Genomic DNA, 18,569 nt, shown 5'->3' on the forward strand with positions numbered 1-18,569 from the left:
CCCGTCGATGAACGTTGTGCCGACTGCCGTACGATGCGGCTCGTCTCGCTGCTTTTGGAGGAGACTCGCCATGCCACCTCGCACCATTCGCCGCGAACAGGAGATGAAATTCGGCACGCAAATGACGCCGGACGGCGTTCGGTTCCGTCTTTGGGCGCCGCTTGTCCCGTCGGTCGAGCTGGAGGTCGATGGCTGGTCGCTGCCCATGCAGAAGGATGTGCGCGGGTGGTACGAAGTTGAGGTGCCCGGCGTGAGCCATGGCAGCCGGTACATGTTCTGCCTGCCCGATGGCAAGAAGGTGCCGGACCCCGCATCGCGTTATCAGCCGGAGGACGTCGACGGCCCGAGCGAGGTCGTCGATCCGCTCGTCTTCGAATGGACAGATCTCGGCTGGCGCGGGCGCCCCTGGGAAGAGTGCGTCTTCTACGAGCTGCACATCGGCACCTTCACGCCTGAGGGCACGTTCCGGGCAGCGGCGGACAAGCTTGAGTATCTCGCCGAACTAGGAATCACCGCCTTGCAGATCATGCCTCTCGCCGATTTCGCTGGGCGATGGAACTGGGGATACGACGGCGTCTACATGTTTGCCCCGGACGCCTCCTACGGCCGCCCCGAAGACCTGAAGGCACTGATCAATCGCGCCCACCAACTCGGCATGATGGTCATGCTCGACGTCGTCTACAACCACTTCGGTCCGAAGGGAAACTACATTCCCCTTTACGCGCCCATTCTCAACGACAAGGAGACGCCGTGGGGGCCGGGCCTGAACGTCGACGGCGAAAATGCCACCGTGGTGCGGGACCTCGTGCTCGCCAACGCAAGATTCTGGATCAACGAGTATCGCTTCGACGGCCTGCGCTTCGACGCGCTGCATGCCATTGAGGACAGCGGTCCCAAGCACCTGATCCAGGATCTCGCCGAACAAACCCGGGCAGCGAGCGACGGTCGGCAGATCCATCTTGTCGCCGAGAACTCACATAATGAGGCGAGCTGGCTGAGACGGCGCGATGATGGAACGCCATGGCTCTACACCGCCCAGTGGAACGACGACCTGCATCATTGCCTGCATGCGCTCATCACCGGGGAGAGCCAGGCCTATTACCAGCCCTACGCGGAGCGTATCGATCTTCTCGCGCGCGCATTGGCCGAGGGATTTGCCTGGCAGGGCGAGTACCTGGCGCGCGAGAACCGACCCCATGGCGAGCCGAGCGCCTTTCTGCCGCCGACGTCCTTCGTATCCTTCATCCAGAACCACGACCACACCGGAAACCGCCCGGCGGGCGAGCGCATCGGTCAACTGGTCCCGCGCGAAGCGGCCCGAATGCTGGCTGCGCTCTATCTGCTATCGCCGCAGATTCCGATGCTGTTCATGGGCGAAGAGTGGGGCGCCAAGACTCCCTTCTGCTTCTTTTCCGACATCAGGGAGTTGGGCGACGCCATCCGCAGCAGTCGGGAGGAGGAGCTCAGGGAGTTCCGTCTGGCCGGCACAGGCGAGCACATCGACCCGATGAACGAGAGCGCCTTCCTGGGATGCAAGCTCGACTGGAACGAGCGGGCGCCACCGGAGAGTACCGAGATGCTGGAGCTCTACAAGGACCTGCTGCATGCGAGATCCACCGTCCTGATACCTCTCCTCGTCGGGGTCGAGGGCAACAGCGGTTCGGCGGAAGTAATAGGGCCTCGAGCCTTTCAGGTTTGCTGGACACTCTCCGGCGGCACCCGCCTCAACCTTGCCGCCAATCTCGGCGCCACGCCGCAGACAGGCAAGTGGCACGACGTCTTTCCTCTCTGGTGCGAAGGCACGTTCTCGGCGGACACTCTCGGTCCCTACACAGCGTTGTTCTGGTTGTCCTGACCGCCTTCCGGGCGCTCTGTTCGCCGACGAGGCCAACGTACTGGCGCTACAGCCCAAAGCAATCGCGGCCCCCTTTTGGGAGGCCGCGAGAGACATGGTGGGCACCTGGAGCACCCGCCGATCCGGTTGAATCAACCTGATCGAAAAGCGGCTGCTCCAACAGACAAAGCTAGTGCTGCCCCCCCTTGCGTCCGGCTTCTGCCGCCCGCTCGGGATCGTTCTTGAAGTTGCCGCCGGACTCCTGACCGCCCCTGCGGCCGGCTTCGGCGGCACGCTCCGGATCGTTCTTGAAGTTGCCGCCGGATTCCTGACCACCCTTCCGGCCAGCCTCAGCCGCCCGTTCGGGGTCATTCTTGAAGTTGCCGCCGGATTCCTGGCCGCCCTTGCGACCGGCTTCGGAGGCGCGCTCCGGATCGTTCTTGAAGTTGCCGCCGGACTCGCGGCCACCCTGCGCGGCGATTTCCCGCTGCTTGTCGTCATCCATGGAAGCAAATCCACGACGGGAGGTGTCGCCAGTGCTGCTCTGTTGGTTAGGCATTGCTTTTCTCCTTGAGGGATCGTGCTGCCTTGTTGGTAGCGACATATAAACCCTCACCCCAACCAATTGTTCCGTGCCAACGCCTGATTTTGACTCTCATTATTAAGCAATCTCAGGCAAGCGAGACGCACAATACCAGTTTGTGGGCAGATAAATATTAAACTAATACAAATCAGAAAATGTCAATATTATGTCTAATCGATCGATCCGCTTCGCTACCTGCAACACATGGTTGGCTTTTTCTATCACAGCGTATGTTGTTTCTCCTGTTCCAAGCTGATCTCAACATTTATCGCGCCCCTTGGGCCAAATGGAACCGCGTGGATATCGAGACCGTTCTGGCATGGTGGATCATGCACGCCCATGAGAGGCAGATCTGCTAACAGCGAAGGAGGCCGTGATGACGATCAGAGTGAAGGAAATAAAGCCGCTCGAAGATGGCCGCTGCAGTGTGGAGTTCTGCCTGGTCGACAATACGGTCGTTACGATCGCATTGCCGCCGGCGGAGAAAGACGCACCGAACGCGGACCCGACCGATCGCGCCGAAGCGGCCATCAAAGCCGTTTGCGCGGCCGTTTCCTCCGGACTGCGGGATGCCATCCCCACCACGAACGATGCCCGAGACAACCAGGATCGCGACACATTGGAGGAACAGCTTGAGGAAGGCCTCGAGGACAGCTTCCCGGCCAGCGACCCGGTATCGATCAGCGTGCCGTCCACGCTGCCCAAGACCGCAGGAAAGAGCTAGACATGGTCGCTCGGTGCCGGCGACGCTGCACCCCTGCCATCGGTATTAACGCCTGCGGCGTTGTAGATGGACAGGGGCTTTGCCAGCGGAAAAAGTCGAAGGGCGCCTCGAGTTGCCACGGGTTAGCCGTTTGTCCGCCAAACAAAGAAACATTCAGCTTGCCGCCTGAGCTATCTGGCGGGCTTGCCTGAGATCCGAAACGAACGCGTCGAAGGACGCCTGTTTGGCCGTCGCATCCGGAAGGCGCAGCAGGTAGGATGGATGGACGGTCAAAACCCCCCGCCTGTTGCCGAAGGCCATCGGCCCGCGCTCGCGCATCACAGCCACGGAGCGCCCGGCGAGGGCCAACCCCGCCGTGGCGCCGAGTGCGACGATGACCCTCGGACGCACCAGATCGATCTCTCGCCACAGCCACCAGCGTTGATGGACGATCTCTCCTGTTCTTGGTTTGCGGTGAATCCGTCGCTTGCCGCGCTCGGTGAAGTGAAACTGCTTCACGGCATTGGTCATGTAGGCCTCACCGCGATCGATTTCCGCCTCGGCGAGGGCGTGATCGAGCAGGCGTCCGGCCGGACCGACGAAGGGCCGGCCCTCTCGATCCTCGGCGTCCCCCGGCTGCTCGCCGACGAAGGCTATAGGCACCAGAATTGAGCCCTCACCCCCCACGACACCGCCAACTCCGGCCACAGACGGGAACTCCCGCCGCATGGCGTCGTTGAGCTCCTCAAGCGAGGCAAAGTCCCGGTCGGTCATGTCGGACCTCGAAACGGCCGGCCTCACCCAAACGTGTGCCGGCTTTGCGGCAACGCGCCGGGTCCCAGGCGGTTCCCGTCACATCAGCCGGCGACTGTCGGTCGGTCGCCATTCCAAACCCAGCTCCCGCATGACCGCGAGGGCGTCGTCGGGGGCGCGGAAGCCGTCGGTATTGTCGAAGAACAGGAAGACGTCGCGCGGACTGTTCGGTGCTTTGACATCGCTCGCGAAGTCACCGTCGTCCATTGGCTCGCCTTGCGCCCACGCTGAAATGCGCCGCGCCCAGCGCTGACGTTCGGTACTATCATAGCCGGACCGGTAGAGATCGCGCGAACCATGCAGGCGGCAGTAGACGAAGTCCGAGGTGACATCCATCAGGCGGGGCCATTCAACGGTATCGGCACAGACCAGGGCGATGTCCTGTTCGCGCAGAAGCTCGATGAAGGACGGATGGCGAAAGCTGTTGTGACGGACCTCAAGCGCATGGCGTAGGGGCTGTTTGGCTGGCCGCGTCAGGTCCGGATTGTCGATGTGATCGTCGTGGCGACCAGCCAGGTCGGCGGCCGCGTCGGTGTTTCTCGGCAACAGAGACAGAAAGGCGCGCATCCGTTCGAGGTCCAGAACAAAACTTGGCGGAAACTGCCAGAGTATGGGGCCGAGCTTTGCGCCGAGCCGCAACGGTCCGGAGGCAAAGAAGTTGGCAAGCGGTGCCTCGACATCCTTCAGGCGCCTGACGTGGGTGATGAAGCGCGGTCCCTTGACGGCGAAAACGAAGTCGTCCGGCGTCTCCGATGCCCATCGATCGAAAACGCGCGGCTTCTGCAGGCCGTAAAAGGTCCCGTTGATTTCCAGAGACGGAAAGCGCGAAGCGGCATAAGCGAGCTCTTCGCTTTGCCGCAGCCCTTCCGGGTAGAAGCGGCCACGCCACGGTGCGTAGGTCCAGCCAGATATGCCGATGCGAATGAAACCGACCTTGGAAGTCATGCTGCCTCCGGAAGTGTATCCGGAGGGAACGTCGCTTTCGCGTAGCGGGTTCCTCGCCCGCCGTGCATCACGGCTGGCCAAGGGAGTGGTTGCCCCCTTGGCTTTCAGCAGCCGGATCGTCAGCCGACGAGCGCGTGATCGTCGCGCCGGATCGCCACGATGGTCGAGCGCGGCAGCTTGCCTTCGCCATCGGGGAAAGGTGCGCCGGGATGCTGGATGCCGACGAACAGCGTCCGCTTGTCCGCCGACCAGGTCATGCCCGTGACTTCGCCGCCCTTCGGACCGGTCAGGAAGCGCTCGATGCGGCCGGTCGCCGGATCGCCGGCGAGCATCTGGTTGTTACCCTGGCCGAGGAAGTCGCCTTCGTTGCTGTCCTCACCGTCCGTCTGGATCCACAGAAGGCCGGTCGAGTCGAACATCATGCCATCAGGCGAGTTGAACATGTTGCCGGAGTTGATGTTGGACGAGCCGGCATAGGCGTCGTTGTGGACGTCCGGATTGCCGGCCATGACGAACAGGTCCCACTTGAACTTGCCGTCGGCATGATCGTCGTTTTCCGGATACCAGCGGACGATCTGGCCATACTCGTTCTTCTCGCGCGGGTTGACGGCGTTGAGCGCCATTTCGTCGCCGCCGGCATTGGCGCGCAGCTTGCCGTCCTTCATCTCGCCACGCCGGCTGTTGTTGGTCAGCGCGCAATAGGCCTCGATGGCGATCGGGTTCACGGCAACCCACTCGGGCCGGTCCATCGTCGTGGCGCCGACCTTGGAGGCCGCCTGACGGGTGAAGACGGAAATCTCGTCCGGCGTCATGCCGGTCGTCTCCGGCGTCAGCGCCAGCCACTCGCCATTGCCGTCGTCGGAGAACTTGGCGACATAGAGCGTGCCCTCGTCGAGCAGCCTGGAGGTGTCGCCGCCCGGCACATAGATGCCATTCGAAACATACTTGTAGAGAAACTCGCCCCGCTCGTCGTCGCCCATATAGACGACCACGCGACCGTCGCGTGCGACCGCGACGGCGGCATTCTCGTGCTTGATACGGCCGAGGGCAGAGCGCTTGATCGGCGTCGAGGAGGCGTCCGACGGATCGATCTCCACGATATAGCCGGCGCGGCGCGGCTCGTTGGGATTCTTGGAGACGTCGAAGCGAGAATCGAAAGCCTCGTAGCCATAGCGCGTTTCGGCGGCGATGCCGTAGCGCTTGTAGTCATCGGGCATGGCGAAGTTCGGATCGGTGGAGCCGAAGTAGCCGTTGAAGTTTTCCTCGCAGGTCAGGTAGGTGCCCCAGGGCGTCTTGCCGGCGCCGCAGTTGTTGAAGGTGCCGAGGCTGTCTGTGCCGTTGGGATCGGCTGCGGTCTTGATGAGATCCGAACCAGCAGCGGGGCCGGAAATCTTCATCGGCGTCAGATGGGTGATGCGGCGGTTGAACGGGCTGTCCAGCACGATCTCCCAGCCGTCCTTGCCTTCGGCAACTTCCATGACGGTGACGCCCTGCAGATTTTGCAGGATTTTCACATCGTCGGCGCTCTTCGGCATGCCCTTTTCGTTGTGCGGAAGGTTGGTCTCGTTGTTCACGTACTCATGGTTGACGGCGATGACCTGACGGCCGCCGATCACGAACAGTTCCATGCCGTCGGTGTTCTCGCCGAAGACCTTGTCTGAGTTCTCGAGGCTGACGCCGTTGACCGGATCGATATCCGGAACACCCGAGAACAGCGGTTGTCCCCACTTGGCGAGCGGCTTCCAGGCATAGCCCTCGGGAACGTGCACGGTGCTGTCGGTAAAGATCGGGATCGGCTTGAAGGCGAAGCGGCCGGACATGCCTTGGGCATGAGCGGCGGTGGAACTCATCAGGTTGCCGAGCGTTCCCATGGCTGCGGCGGCCGAGCCGAAAGCCAGGACGCCGCCGAGAAAGCCGCGACGCGAGACGGCCCGTTCGACCACGCGATCGAAATCGGTCACTGCCGGGGGCGGGTTCTGCAGCTCATCCCACTCGTCCCAGGACAGTTTGTTGGTGTCGATATTCGCCATGACGGTATCCCCTTCCACTTGGAATCGTTCCAAGCAAAGGGATTTACATCTGTAAAAATACATACAGATGACAGGCCGAGAATTTCGATCTTGGGATCAGCCGGAAAGCCCCAAATCGCTGAGGTCGGGGCCGCGCGGCACGATACGCTGCGGATTGAGCGCCTTCATCGAGTAGTAGCCATGCTTGATGTGGTCGATGCTGACCGTGTCCCGGATGCCCGGAAATTCGAGAACGCGCTTCAAGTAACCGCTGAGTCCCGGGTAGTCGGAAATGCGCCGCAGATTGCATTTGAAAAGACCGTGATAGGCGGCATCGAAGCGGATCAGCGTCACGAACAGGCGGACGTCCGTTTCGGTGAACCGGTCGCCATGAAGGAAAGGCCGACCGTCGGCGAGCCGGGCTTCCAGCTCATCGAGCATGTCGAACACGTCGTCGAAAGCCTCGTCATAGGCTACCTGTCTGGTGGCGAACCCTGCCCGATAGACGCCATTGTTGAGGCGTGGATAGATGCGGTCGTTGAGCGCATCGATCTCGGACGCAAGATCGGCCGGGTATAGATCGAGATCCGACGTGGCGAGATCGCCGAAGCCGGAGTTGAGCATCCTCAGGATGTCGGCCGACTCGTTGTTGACGATGGTGCCGCGCTTCTTGTCCCACAACACCGGCACGGTGGCGCGGCCGGTGAAGTGGGGATCGGCCTTGGTATAGACCTGATGCAGATAGGTGGCGCCATTGACCGAGTCTTCGGTCGAACCGGGATAGTCACCAAAGCGCCAGCCCTCCTCGGTGATCATCGGCTCGACAATCGATAGGGAGATGACACTTTCCAGCCCCTTCAGCTTGCGGCCGATCAGCGTTCGCGAGGCCCAGGGGCAGATCAGCGCGATGTAAAGGTGATAGCGGCCCGGCTCGGCACCAAAGCCTGCCTCGCCCGTCGGCCCGGCCACACCGTCGGGTGTCACCCAATTGCGAAAGCTGGAGGTCTGGCGGACGAAGCCACCCTTTTCGTCCGTCTTTTCAACCGGTTTCCACTCCGCGGTCCATTTACCGTCGACGAGCATGGAGGTCTCCTGTCTGGTTGGGGCCTTGGGCCTTGGCGCGACTCTCAATCCGATACGATAGTCATAACGGTTTGCAGCAGCCAGAGTTCCTCCGTAAAGCCTCAGCCCCGAGGCGGGCGACTTGACGCCCCGGTTCTCGAAAAACGTTTCGGCCGAAACAAGCGGTACTCCACAGCCCTCATCTGCCCCCTCAGCCTCTGTCATTGGCCTGTAATGATCGGCGTCTATCGAAAGAAGCCAAGACAGAAACAACTGAGGGGACGCTTGCACAGCTGTGCAAAGCGCAAGATGAATGAGCGACGACGCCTACCTCAACCTTCGCGGCATCGACGCCGGCTACGGCCAGACGCGGGTGCTCGAAGGTATCGACCTCTCGATCGGCAAGGGGGAGTTCGTCGCCCTGCTCGGCGCCTCGGGCTGCGGCAAGACGACGCTTCTCCGCGCCATCGCCGGCTTCGCCTTCCCGAGCGCCGGCAGCATCCATGTCGGGGATCACGACGTCACCCGCCTGCCGCCCGACAAGCGCGGCATGGCCATGGTGTTCCAGTCCTATGCTCTCTGGCCTCACATGACGGCCGCGCGCAACATCGGCTACGGCCTTCGCCTCAAGGGCTGGCGGCGCGAGGCGATCGCCGCCCGTGTCGCCGAGATGGAGGCCCTCCTCGGTCTCGAAGGGCTCGGCGCTCGCAAACCGTCGGAACTGTCCGGCGGCCAGCGCCAGCGTGTCGCGCTCGGCCGAGCTCTGGCGGTCGATCCGGACATCCTGCTGCTCGACGAGCCGCTGTCGAACCTCGACGCACGCATTCGCCTGACGGTGCGTCACGAAATCCGCGCCCTGCAGCAGCGGCTCGGCATCACCACCATTCACGTCACCCACGACCGCGAGGAGGCCATGGTGATGGCCGACCGCATCGTCATCCTCGACAAGGGGCGCATTGCCCAGCTCGGCACGCCTCAGGCGATCTACACCCGGCCGGCGTCGGCCTTCGTCGCCGCCTTCATGGGCGCCGAGAACGTCGTCCATCTCGATGCCACCTGCTCGGGTCATCGGGTCGACATCGCCGCCGGGCCGCTCAACAGGGCGGCCAGCCTGTCGCTGGACTGGCCGGCGCCCCCCAGCGGCAGGCTTGAGGCGCGGTTCCGCTCCGAGCGGCTGCACCTCCGGCGCCTCGACGAGGCGTCCCAGGAAGACGGCAATGCCGTGGAGCTGATCGGCCGCGTCGAGGCCGTCGTCTACCCCGGCGGCGAGTGGCGCCACACCGTCCGCATCGGCGACGGCTCGGTGCTCGTCGACGGCACCGAAGCCCTGCCTCCCGGTACCGACGTGGTCGTCCGGGTCCCGACCAACGGCCTCTTTCTGTTTGCCTCGCCGGTCGATGCGCCGACCGGCACCCCGCCATCCGCAACCGACGAGCCTTCGCCGGTTCGGGAACGACTGACCGCCTGACAACCAGAATCCAACGATCGAAATCGGAGTCGCGTCATGAACAAGCTGTTGCTCAACTCCACGGTGGCGCTCGCCATCCTCGCCTCGCCGGCCGCCGCCGCCGAGCTGACCGTGATCACCGCCGGCGACCAGAACATGGTCGACTACATCAACGATTACTTGGCCCCGCTGTTCGAGCAGCAGAATCCGGGCAACACTGTCCGCGCCGTCGGCACCGGTCCGGGCGACGCCGGCTCGCAGAAGATCCTTGAGCGTTTCGACGCCCAGGCCAAGGCCGACGCCGCCACCTGGGACACCGACGTCGCCATCGTCCACGAGAAGTTCGCCGGCCCGATGGTCCAGGCCGGTTATCTCGAGGCCTATCGCGACAAGATCGCCACCGGCAAGCTGGTGACGCGCGCCAACGCCGACAATGCCCTGGGCACGGACGTCAAGGGCTACGTCATGCCGATGTTCAACAGCCAGACGGCCGTCGCCTACAACCCGGCGCTGGTTCCGAACCCGCCCAAGAGCTATGCCGAGATCGCCGAGTGGGCGAAGGCCCATCCCGGCCAGTTCGGCTACAACGGCATCAAGGGCGGCGCCTCGGGCGTCAGCTTCGTGATGGGCTGGGTCTACGCCTTCTCGGGCAGCGATGCCCAGAAGCTGATGTACGGCCCGTTCGACAAGGCCGAGGAAGCCAAGTGGGACGACGCCTTCGCCGGCCTCAAGGAGTTCACCAAATCGGCCACGCTGACGCCGGGCAACGCCGGCACGCTGGACCTTCTGTCGCGCGGCGAGATCGCCCTCGGCCCGGTGTGGGTCGACATGTTCTACTCCTGGCAGGCCGACGGCCGCCTTCCGCCCGAGCTGAAGCTGGTGCTTCCCGCCCCTGGCATGCCCGGCCAGCCGATGCACTACGTCATCCCGGCCAAGGCCCCGAACAAAGACCTTGCCGAGAAGTTCGTCGAACTGGCCACCTCGCCGAAGGTGCAGGCCGAGGGCATCGTCAAGAAGTTCAACTGGTACCCGGGCATCGACGCCGACGAGGTCAAGGCCGAACTCGACGACGCCACCTGGAACAAGCTGTTCGTCGACATCACGCCGGCGGATCTGGCCGAGAAGGGCAAGCCCTTCCCGCTCGCTCCGTACAACACGGCCATTCTCGAGGCCTACGAGGCCAAGGTCGCCAACTGAGCGACCGATCCATGAGAGACCGCTCCGCCTCGCGGGGCGGTCTTCTTCACAAAACGCTTTCCGGATAAGCCGATGGCACGTTTTCTCGGTCCGTTGCTGGTCTCACCGGCGCTGATCATCATCCTCCTTCTCTTCATGCTGCCGCTCGCCGCCTCGGTGATCGGTGCCTTCGAAGTGGAGGGAGCCTATGGCCTCGGCAATTTTACCAAAGCCTATGACTTCTACACGCAGGACATCGTCTTCACGGCGGTGATCGTCGGCCTGTCGGCCCTGCTGACCGGTCTTCTCGCCATCGCCATCGGCGGCTATCTCACGCTTGGCGAGAACCCCACCGCCGTCGCCATCCTGCGCTGGCTCTATCGCTGGCCGATGTTCATTCCGTTCATCGTCGTCGGTCAGATCCTGCGCACCTTCCTTGCCAAGAGCGGCCTCTTGAACTCGACACTCATCGCGCTCGGCCTCATCGATCCGCTTTCCGCCACCAGCTATCTCGATTGGCGCGGGGTCGTCATCGCCTTCGTCTGGAAGCAGACGCCCTTCGTGGCGCTGATGGTGGCCGGCGCCATGGCCTCGCTCGATCGCGGCACCATCGAAGCGGCGCGCAACCTCGGCGCCTCCCGCCTGCGCATCCTTGTCGAAATCATCGTGCCGCAGGTGACGACCACGCTGCTGGTCGGTCTCGTCCTGTCCTTCGTCACGATGATGGGCGTGCTGTCGGTGCCGCTGATGATCAACGCCCAGGCGCCGACCATGATCACCGCCGACATCGCCTTCCGTCTCAGCACCTACCGCGACTATGGTGTCGCCAACGCGCTCGGCCTGATTTCGCTGGCCATCAGCGGCGTCGCGGCCTGGTTCTATCTCCGTGTCAACATGAGGCAGAGCCGATGAGCGCCGTACTTGCCGCCCCTCGCGATTATTCCTCTCTTCGCAACCTCCTTTGGTGGCTGCCGCGCGCGGTCATCCTAGGCGCGCTGGCTTTCGTCATCTTCGGACCGCTGTTCAACATGCTGGTCTGGACAGTGGCGGAACGGTGGTATTTCCCACATACGCTGCCCATCGACTACGGCTTCAGCTACTGGGGCCGGGTGTTCGCACCGCGTGGCAACGCGCTGCAGTCGCTCGTCGCCTCGATCAGCATCGCGCTGTTCACCGTCGCCGGTTCGTTGGCGCTCGCCATTCCCGCCGGCTATGCACTGGCCCGGTTGAAACTGCCGCTCAGAGGGCTGGTGCTCCTCGCCTTTCTGCTGCCACAGGCGTTTCCCAACCTGCCCGTCTACGTCAACATCGCCAGATTGTTCTACGAGATCGGCCTCAACGGCACCGTCCTCGGCGTCGTGCTGGTGCACGTGACGCATGGCCTCGTCTATGCCGTCTGGATTGCCTCGGCCGCCTTCTCCGCCGTCGACCGGGACCTGGAACTGGCCGCTCGCAACCTCGGCGCCTCCGGTCTCAAGGCCTTCGCCGACGTGACGCTACCGCTCGCCGCCCCCGGCCTGATGGCCAGCGCCATCTTCGTCTTCCTGGAGTCGCTCGACGAGTTCACCGGCAGCTACTTCGTTGGTGCGCCGGACGTGACGACCCTGCCGCTCTTGCTTTACTCGGCAGGAGCCGGCGGCAACTACCAGATCGCCTCGATCACTGCGCTGCTGCTGCTCGTTCCGTCGATCGCCTTCATGCTGGTGGTGGAAAAGTTTCTGCGCGCCGACGTGCTCGCCAAGGTCGGACAGTAGACTTTCACCATGACCGACACTCTCAACGGTAAACCCCATCCCGCCCCGCGCTTCGTGAGCGCACGCGACGTCGCCGAACTTGCCGGCGTGTCGCGATCGGCCGTCTCGCGCGCCTTCACGCCCGGTGCTTCCGTCGCGCCGGAAACGCGCGAGAAGATCATGGCCGCCGCCGGCCGCCTCGGCTATCAGGTCAACGACCTCGCCAGAGGGTTGCTCGCCAATCGCAGCCGCATCGTGGGGCTGGTCGCCACCAAGCCGGAGGTCGGCTTCCGCGCCCACCTGACCGCGGCGCTGGCCGCCGTGCTGATCCGTCGGGGTTCCGTTCCCGTGCTCATCAACGCCGGCGAGACGGACGAAGAGACGGAGGCCGCTCAGCGCACCCTGTTCGGTCACCGCGCCGAGGCCGTCATCGTGCTGTCGGGATCGCCACCCTCTTCCTTCATAGAGCTTGCCCGATCGAATGGTCTGCCGTTGGTCGCCATTGGCCGCGAGGCGCCGGAAATCGACCTCATCCAGACCGACAACGCCGCCGCCGCGCGTGTGCTTGCCGCAGCGTTCGTCGAGGCCGGACACAAGCGCTTGGCCTTTGCCGGGTCGGAGAGCGGCACGCCGGCCATCGTCGAACGCGAGCAGGCCTTCGTTGCCGAGGCAACCCGGCTGGGCGCCGACGTCGCCGTGGCGCGCGGGCCCGATACGGACTACGCGGGAGGCCTTCTGGCGGCGGAGCGCCTGTTCACGACTCGCGAAAGACCGAGCGCCGTGTTCGCCGTCAACGACCTCGTCGCCTTTGCGCTGATCGACCACCTGAAGGGCCGGCTCGGCCTGCGCATTCCCGAGAACGTAGCGGTGGTCGGCTTCGACGATCTGCCGGAGGCCGCCTGGCTCGGCTACCGCCTGACCACCTTCCGTCAAGATCCGCTGGATCTCGCCGAACAGGCGGTTGCGCTGCTGGAAAACCGCGCCGCCGAACCGTCCGCCGCGCCGGTGAGCCTGCGCATCGAAGCCCGGCTGATGATCCGCGACACTTTCCGGCCGGTGGCCGATGGAGCACCCGCATCTTGAACATCCCCCATGACGTCCGCGTTCGTCTCGACCTTGCCCGTGATCTCGTTGGCGAAGCCGGCAAGCTGGCGCTCGGGCACTTTGCCGACCGCGCGCATCTCGGCGTCGACGCAAAACTCAACGGGCAGGATGTCGTATCGGCCGCCGACCGGGCCGTCGAAGTCCTGATCCGCTCGTCCGTCGCCGATCGCTTTCCCGATGATGGCTTTCTGGGCGAAGAGTACGGTCTTCAGGAAAGCCGGTCAGGCTGGCGCTGGACCGTCGACCCGATCGACGGCACCAGTTGCTTCGTGCATGGCTTGCCAAGCTGGTGCATTTCCGTTGCGCTGTCGGATGCCCATGAACAGACGCGCTTCGGCCTGATTCTGGCGCCGGTCACGGGCGATCTCTACGAAGCCGTCGCGGGCGAAGGCTCTCGCCTTAACGGCCAGCCGATCCGCGTCGACGAGCGGACAACCCTTGGAACCGGCCTCGTCGGCCTTGGCGCCAGTCACCGGGTCGCCGCGACCAAGATCTCCGCCGTGCTTCAGGCGCTGCTCGAAAGTGGTGGCATGTTCGTTCGCTCGGGTTCCGGTGCATTGTCGATCGCCGAGGTCGCGGCGGGTCGCCTCTGTGCCTACTACGAGCCGCACATCAACGCCTGGGACTGTCTCGCCGCTCTGCTGATCGTCCGCGAGGCCGGCGGTTTTACCGCCGAGTTCCCCGGCGAAGGACGCTCCCTTCTCCAAGGTGGCCCGGTTCTGGCCGCCGCGCCTCAGATCGCCGAGCCGCTCAACAACCTGATCGCCCATGCCCGCCAACGCGCCTCCTGAGGAGATGAGCATGAAACTGATCCAGATCACCGATCCGCATCTGCGTGGCGATGGCAAACCGGTTTGCGGGCTCGACCCAGCGGCAAGCCTTGCGAAGGCGATTGCGGACATCAATCTTCACCACGCCGACGCCGATCTCGTCGTGGTCACCGGCGATCTCTCCGACGACGGCTCGCAAGCGTCCTACCGAACGCTCGCCGACCTTCTGGAGCCCCTGATTCCACCGTTTCGCCTGCTGCTCGGCAACCATGATGATCGCTCGGCCTTCCGCGCCGTGTTTCCGGATGCGCCGGCCGAGGACGGGTTCGTTCAGTCGATCATGGACGCACAGGCGGTGCGGCTCGTGTTCCTCGACACGCTCGACCAGGGTGCTGTCGCCGGCCGGCTCTGCGACCGCCGCCTTGCCTGGCTCGATCGACAACTGAGCGAAGCCGCCAATCCGGCCCTCGTCTTCATGCACCACCCGCCGCTCGACATTGGCATGCAGCCGCTCGACGGCGTGAAGCTTGCCGGCCCCAAGGCCTTCGCCGACATTCTTGCCCGCCATGGCAAGGTCCGCCACATCTTCGCCGGGCATGTGCATCGCCTTTGCGGCGGCACGTGGAACGGCGTCGCCTTCAGCACCGGGCGCGGCACGAACCATCAGAGCGCGCCACTGTTCGGCGCCAAGGACTTCGCCCTCGGCTTCGAGACGCCGACCTACAACGTGATCCTCATCGACGGGCAGAACATTGTCGTTCATGCCCTGGAGATAGCAGGGGCATGACAGCGGACCATGCTTGACGAGTTCCCGCGCCGAAAGATGGAGACGCGGCAGTGCGCCGGGGCAGGCTCACTTCCGCGCCGCCTTGATGATGTCGAGGAAGAGCTTCAGGTCGGCCGCGGACTCGGCAGGCGGCGTGCGGTTCTCGCCGCCTTCGGTGATGGCCTCGTGGAACGCGCGCAGCTCGACCTCGAAGGGGTCGCGATGGAAGGGGCCGATCCGGGTGACGCTGTTATCGTCATCGCTCGAGTGCTGGAGCTCCAGCGTCATCGGAAGATTGCGAATGTAGGGCGTCGGGTACTCGAAGGCAATCCTGTTCCAGCGGCTGTTGATCTCAAAACCGGCCTCGAAACGGACGACATCACCAATCATGCACTCGTAAATGGCTGTGAAGTTGCCATAGTCGAAGAGCGCGGTGATCTGGGCGCCACCCTGCTTGACTTCGGCGGCGATCACCCGGTCCGGACTGCCCAGAAGATCGCGCATCGCCGAGAGCGAATGCGACGACAGCCCGGTCATCACCGTATAGGCGGTTTTCGCTTCAGCTGACGCGTCCGGTCCGAGGACCGCGTCTAGCATGGACTTGCGCAGTTCGCGCCCTTCGATCAGCAGCGCCTCCGGAATGTCGTCGTGTGGCACGACGACGCTGTCGGTCTGCCGGAAATACCAGGGCCCTTCGCAAATCACGTCCCGGACGCGGACATAGGTGATATCGGACTTCGGCGGCAGGCGCTTCTTGGCCTCCAGAAAAGCCGGAGCGAAACGCCGCATGTAACCGACCATGGCCACGCGACCGGCATGGGCCGCTGCGACCTTGGCCAGCTCCGCAAGGTCATCGAGCGCAAGACAGCAGGGCTTCTCGATCAACACATGCTTGCCCGCCACAAGAGCCGCCCTGGCGTGGCGGCCATGATAGGCGTCGGGGCTCAAGACCAGAACGGCATCGATATCCGGAGAGGCAATCAACGCCTCGGCGCTGTCGAATGTCCGAGCAATGCTCCAACGGCCGGAGACAGCCGCAGCAACCGACGGCGACGGGTCGAAGGCTCCGGCAAGCCGATAGAGTTCGCCGAGCCTGTGCAGAATGGGCAGATGGATGAGCTGGGCAACTTCGCCAAGTCCGATGAGACCAAGCTTGAGCATGTCTGTCCCGTTCCCCGCCTCGCGGCCATAGTGTCTCGATACGAAGCGACAATAAATACACTAATCGGATTTATCAAGCAGACAAACCGCCATCACTCACCCAACCAGGCCGCTCAGCAGCGGAAACGCGATGCTGCGAGTAGCCGACAAGATGCGCAACATCCATGAAAATGTGGAAAATTTCTGCCAAATCTGGCCCGCCAACCTTTCACTCGGAGACAAGCTAGAATAAGGTGTCATTGCGGATTTAATTTCACGATGGAGCGGATCATGAAACTGGCTACGGCTCCCGACGCCTGGGGCGTCTGGTACGCGGACGATCCTCGGCAGACTCCTTGGACCCGCTATCTCGATGAGGTGCGGGACGCCGGCTTCACATCAACGGAAACCGGCCCTTGGGGGTATCTGCCGACCGATCCGGCCCAGATGAAAGATGAGCTGGGTCAGCGCGGTCTTGATGTCTGCGGCTCGGCTCTCGTTCATCTTCTCGCACCGCGCAACGCCATGGACACGCTCCGGCCGCGCCTCAAGGACACCTGCAGCCTCCTGAAGGCGGTCGGCGCCGAATGGGTGGTGGTCATGGACGACTCCGGCATTCCGCCTGCAGGCCAAAGCCGCGAGCTGTCGGCCGACGACTGGAAGTCGTTGATTGCCAACATCACGGAAGCTGCCGCCTATGTCCATGGTGAGCACGGCCTATCGCTGGTGTTCCACCCGCACGTCGGCTCAGGCGTCGAAACGGAAGCCGAGATCGTCCGCCTTCTCGAGGAGACCCCCGAGGAAACCGTCGGCCTGTGCTTCGATTTCGGCCACCATGCCTACACGGGGGCCGACGCGATCGCTTTCATGAAACGCTATGCCGACCGCATTCCCTACTATCATTTCAAGAACGTCGACCCTGAGATTCTCGAGCGGATTCGGCGGGAGAACATCGACTTCATAACCGGCTTCCAGTCGGGGGTAATGTGCGAGCTCGACAAGGGACTGATCGATTTCGTGGAGGTCCGGGATTTCCTTGCGTCGCGCGGGTTTGACGGCTATGCGGTCTACGAACAGGACATGTATCCCTGTCCGCCGGACAAGCCCTTCCCGATCGCCAAACGCAATCGCGAGGCCCTACGTCGCCTCGGTCTGTGACGGCGGTCGCGTCGGAGCCGACCACGACATGACGAAGGACTGGCCGTGACGATTCTGGATCGCCTGGATGGCGGATCGAACCGAGACGGAGACGAGCTGATCGCCGGCAGCCGCATTGAGGATGCCCGCATCCATAATCGCCGGCTGGTGTTCGAGACGATTTTTCAGCGCGGCCCAATCAGCCGCGTCGAGATATCGGGCATCGTTGGCTTGAAGCCGCAGACGATCTCCTCGATCACGCGCGAGCTTCTTGAACAAGAGCTCATCATTGAGGCCGGACGCTCGTCCGGTCTGCGCGGGCAGCCCCAGATCTATCTGGACCCCAACCCGGAAGCAGGCTGGTCGATCGGCGTCCATCTCGACCAGAACCACTGTTCGATTCTGGCCTTCGACCTCAAGCGCCAGGAGCGGGCCCGCCGCTCGCTCCGGCTCGACACGAGCAGCCCGGCGACAGCGGTTCGCATCGTCGCCGACGCCATTCTGGGCCTGCTCGAAGAGAACAGACGCCCGACCGCGAGCGTCTGGGGCATCGGCCTCGTCCTGCCGACATTCGGCTCCAAGGTTTATGACTTCGATTTCTCGATCCAGCACTGGGATGCCTGGCGGGACGTTTCCTTCGCGGAGGAGCTTCAGCGCCTGACCGGCATGCCCGTCCTCGTAGAGAACGATGCCACCGCCGCCGCCATAGGCGAGCGCATTCACCGCCCCGACAGCAGCGAAGCGACATTTGTCTACTATTACGTCGGCCATGGCTCCGGCGCCGGCGTCATCATCGACGGCTATCCGTTCAAAGGCGTCGGCGGCAACGCCGGCGAAATCGGTCTTCTGCCGGTTCCCGGCATTCCCTCCAACCCCGTCTGGTCGAATGGGGCAACGGAGACCGGCGAACAAGGCGCCAGCCCCCTGTCGATCGAAGGGCTCGCCGCTGCTTGCGGTATCGGCCAGGAAAACCTCGACAGCGAGATCGTCGACCAGATGCTGGCCGTGCGCGACCACCGGCTGATGGACTGGCTCGCCCAGGCCGCGCACGTGCTGCGCGACGTCAGCGCCATCATAGAGGTGATGTACGACCCCGGGTTCATTGCCGTCGGCGGCCCGCTGCCGCGGTCGATCGTCGAGCGCCTTGTCGACCGCGCCTATCCGCTGCGCCCGACACCGGCGGCGCGGCATGACAGATCGCTACCGCGCCTGCTGCCGGCCAAGCTGATCGAAGACGCGGCCGTGACGGGCGCCGCCATGCTGCCGATCTTCGTCAACATAAGTCACAACTTCCGTCACCTCTACTTCCGGCAACTGTTGTCGGAAGAGGGGCTTGGCGAGAGCTGA

General features: G+C 63.7%; 17 protein-coding genes. 11 read left to right on the plus strand and 6 right to left on the minus strand.

Features of this window, described 5'->3' with window-relative positions:
- The first annotated feature begins 70 nt into the window (after positions 1-70).
- Complete coding sequence (gene treZ, locus M4J39_RS06530; RefSeq protein WP_251727018.1) at positions 71-1,855, plus strand: malto-oligosyltrehalose trehalohydrolase; 1,785 nt, start codon at positions 71-73, stop codon at positions 1,853-1,855.
- Positions 1,856-2,024: 169 nt separating this feature from the next.
- On the opposite strand, the gene M4J39_RS23035 is transcribed toward treZ, so the two are convergent.
- Positions 2,025-2,438: a general stress protein gene (locus M4J39_RS23035; RefSeq protein WP_371875409.1), complete on the minus strand. Its 414-nt coding sequence runs from the start codon at positions 2,436-2,438 to the stop codon at positions 2,025-2,027.
- 355 nt (positions 2,439-2,793) lie between these two features.
- Between M4J39_RS23035 and M4J39_RS06545 the strand changes: the two genes are divergently transcribed.
- On the plus strand, positions 2,794-3,141 hold the full coding sequence (locus tag M4J39_RS06545) for a hypothetical protein (protein ID WP_251727019.1): 348 nt from the start codon (positions 2,794-2,796) through the stop codon (positions 3,139-3,141).
- 153 nt (positions 3,142-3,294) lie between these two features.
- Here the strand turns inward: M4J39_RS06545 and M4J39_RS06550 are convergent, their stop codons facing one another.
- From M4J39_RS06550 to M4J39_RS06565, 4 genes are all read right to left on the minus strand, one after another.
- Positions 3,295-3,894 carry a UdgX family uracil-DNA binding protein gene (locus tag M4J39_RS06550; RefSeq protein ID WP_251727020.1) on the minus strand — a complete coding sequence of 200 codons (600 nt, stop codon included), beginning with the start codon at positions 3,892-3,894 and terminating at the stop codon, positions 3,295-3,297.
- A gap of 78 nt (positions 3,895-3,972) precedes the next feature.
- Positions 3,973-4,878 (minus strand): DUF72 domain-containing protein, encoded by a 906-nt coding sequence (locus M4J39_RS06555; RefSeq protein ID WP_251727021.1) that lies wholly within the window; start codon positions 4,876-4,878, stop codon positions 3,973-3,975.
- A 119-nt stretch (positions 4,879-4,997) separates the two neighbouring features.
- Positions 4,998-6,908, minus strand: coding sequence for a PhoX family phosphatase (locus M4J39_RS06560; protein ID WP_251727022.1), 1,911 nt, complete (start codon positions 6,906-6,908; stop codon positions 4,998-5,000).
- A gap of 96 nt (positions 6,909-7,004) precedes the next feature.
- Entirely contained in the window at positions 7,005-7,970 is a 966-nt protein-coding gene (locus tag M4J39_RS06565; protein WP_251727023.1) for a glutathione S-transferase family protein, read from the minus strand.
- 292 nt (positions 7,971-8,262) lie between these two features.
- Here M4J39_RS06565 and M4J39_RS06570 point away from each other — a divergent pair, with 292 nt between their 5' ends.
- The 7 genes from M4J39_RS06570 (at position 8,263) to M4J39_RS06600 (ending at position 14,966) form a co-directional block, all read left to right on the plus strand.
- Positions 8,263-9,417, plus strand: a complete 1,155-nt coding sequence (locus M4J39_RS06570) for an ABC transporter ATP-binding protein (RefSeq protein ID WP_251727024.1) — start codon at positions 8,263-8,265, stop codon at positions 9,415-9,417.
- A gap of 36 nt (positions 9,418-9,453) precedes the next feature.
- Positions 9,454-10,593: an extracellular solute-binding protein gene (locus M4J39_RS06575; protein WP_251727025.1), complete on the plus strand. Its 1,140-nt coding sequence runs from the start codon at positions 9,454-9,456 to the stop codon at positions 10,591-10,593.
- Positions 10,594-10,665: 72 nt separating this feature from the next.
- Positions 10,666-11,484 carry an ABC transporter permease gene (locus M4J39_RS06580; RefSeq protein ID WP_251727026.1) on the plus strand — a complete coding sequence of 273 codons (819 nt, stop codon included), beginning with the start codon at positions 10,666-10,668 and terminating at the stop codon, positions 11,482-11,484.
- On the plus strand, positions 11,481-12,326 hold the full coding sequence (locus tag M4J39_RS06585) for an ABC transporter permease (protein WP_251727027.1): 846 nt from the start codon (positions 11,481-11,483) through the stop codon (positions 12,324-12,326). The genes M4J39_RS06580 and M4J39_RS06585 overlap by 4 nt, the downstream gene beginning before the upstream one ends.
- Before the next feature lie 9 nt (positions 12,327-12,335).
- Positions 12,336-13,388 (plus strand): LacI family DNA-binding transcriptional regulator, encoded by a 1,053-nt coding sequence (locus M4J39_RS06590; protein WP_251727028.1) that lies wholly within the window; start codon positions 12,336-12,338, stop codon positions 13,386-13,388.
- Positions 13,385-14,200: an inositol monophosphatase gene (locus tag M4J39_RS06595; RefSeq protein ID WP_251727029.1), complete on the plus strand. Its 816-nt coding sequence runs from the start codon at positions 13,385-13,387 to the stop codon at positions 14,198-14,200. Before M4J39_RS06590 ends, M4J39_RS06595 begins: the two co-directional genes overlap by 4 nt.
- 10 nt (positions 14,201-14,210) lie before the next feature.
- Positions 14,211-14,966: a phosphodiesterase gene (locus M4J39_RS06600; RefSeq protein WP_251727030.1), complete on the plus strand. Its 756-nt coding sequence runs from the start codon at positions 14,211-14,213 to the stop codon at positions 14,964-14,966.
- Between the two features lie 66 nt (positions 14,967-15,032).
- Here M4J39_RS06600 and M4J39_RS06605 read toward each other — a convergent pair whose 3' ends face one another.
- Positions 15,033-16,106, minus strand: coding sequence for a Gfo/Idh/MocA family protein (locus tag M4J39_RS06605; RefSeq protein ID WP_251727031.1), 1,074 nt, complete (start codon positions 16,104-16,106; stop codon positions 15,033-15,035).
- A 270-nt stretch (positions 16,107-16,376) separates the two neighbouring features.
- Between M4J39_RS06605 and M4J39_RS06610 the strand changes: the two genes are divergently transcribed.
- A complete protein-coding gene (locus tag M4J39_RS06610) occupies positions 16,377-17,243 on the plus strand; it encodes a sugar phosphate isomerase/epimerase (RefSeq protein ID WP_251727032.1) in 867 nt (288 codons plus the stop codon).
- Positions 17,244-17,288: 45 nt separating this feature from the next.
- The gene (locus M4J39_RS06615) at positions 17,289-18,569 is read left to right on the plus strand and encodes an ROK family protein (RefSeq protein ID WP_251727033.1); all 1,281 of its coding nucleotides are present in this window, start codon (positions 17,289-17,291) and stop codon (positions 18,567-18,569) included.

It is taken from the genome of Pleomorphomonas sp. NRK KF1 (genome assembly GCF_023721755.1).
Classification (GTDB): domain Bacteria; phylum Pseudomonadota; class Alphaproteobacteria; order Rhizobiales; family Pleomorphomonadaceae; genus Pleomorphomonas.

What these genes read in the sequence shown, in the direction of transcription:
- M4J39_RS06550 (WP_251727020.1), bottom strand. Translation starts at nt 3,894, where the DNA reads ATGACCGACCGGGACTTTGCCTCGCTTGAGGAGCTCAACGACGCCATG.
- M4J39_RS06545 (WP_251727019.1), top strand. Translation starts at nt 2,794, where the DNA reads ATGACGATCAGAGTGAAGGAAATAAAGCCGCTCGAAGATGGCCGCTGC.
- M4J39_RS23035 (WP_371875409.1), bottom strand. Translation starts at nt 2,438, where the DNA reads ATGTCGCTACCAACAAGGCAGCACGATCCCTCAAGGAGAAAAGCAATG.
- M4J39_RS06610 (WP_251727032.1), top strand. Translation starts at nt 16,377, where the DNA reads ATGAAACTGGCTACGGCTCCCGACGCCTGGGGCGTCTGGTACGCGGAC.
- treZ (WP_251727018.1), top strand. Translation starts at nt 71, where the DNA reads ATGCCACCTCGCACCATTCGCCGCGAACAGGAGATGAAATTCGGCACG.
- M4J39_RS06580 (WP_251727026.1), top strand. Translation starts at nt 10,666, where the DNA reads ATGGCACGTTTTCTCGGTCCGTTGCTGGTCTCACCGGCGCTGATCATC.
- M4J39_RS06560 (WP_251727022.1), bottom strand. Translation starts at nt 6,908, where the DNA reads ATGGCGAATATCGACACCAACAAACTGTCCTGGGACGAGTGGGATGAG.
- M4J39_RS06570 (WP_251727024.1), top strand. Translation starts at nt 8,263, where the DNA reads ATGAGCGACGACGCCTACCTCAACCTTCGCGGCATCGACGCCGGCTAC.
- M4J39_RS06585 (WP_251727027.1), top strand. Translation starts at nt 11,481, where the DNA reads ATGAGCGCCGTACTTGCCGCCCCTCGCGATTATTCCTCTCTTCGCAAC.
- M4J39_RS06555 (WP_251727021.1), bottom strand. Translation starts at nt 4,878, where the DNA reads ATGACTTCCAAGGTCGGTTTCATTCGCATCGGCATATCTGGCTGGACC.
- M4J39_RS06575 (WP_251727025.1), top strand. Translation starts at nt 9,454, where the DNA reads ATGAACAAGCTGTTGCTCAACTCCACGGTGGCGCTCGCCATCCTCGCC.
- M4J39_RS06605 (WP_251727031.1), bottom strand. Translation starts at nt 16,106, where the DNA reads ATGCTCAAGCTTGGTCTCATCGGACTTGGCGAAGTTGCCCAGCTCATC.
- M4J39_RS06600 (WP_251727030.1), top strand. Translation starts at nt 14,211, where the DNA reads ATGAAACTGATCCAGATCACCGATCCGCATCTGCGTGGCGATGGCAAA.
- M4J39_RS06565 (WP_251727023.1), bottom strand. Translation starts at nt 7,970, where the DNA reads ATGCTCGTCGACGGTAAATGGACCGCGGAGTGGAAACCGGTTGAAAAG.
- M4J39_RS06590 (WP_251727028.1), top strand. Translation starts at nt 12,336, where the DNA reads ATGACCGACACTCTCAACGGTAAACCCCATCCCGCCCCGCGCTTCGTG.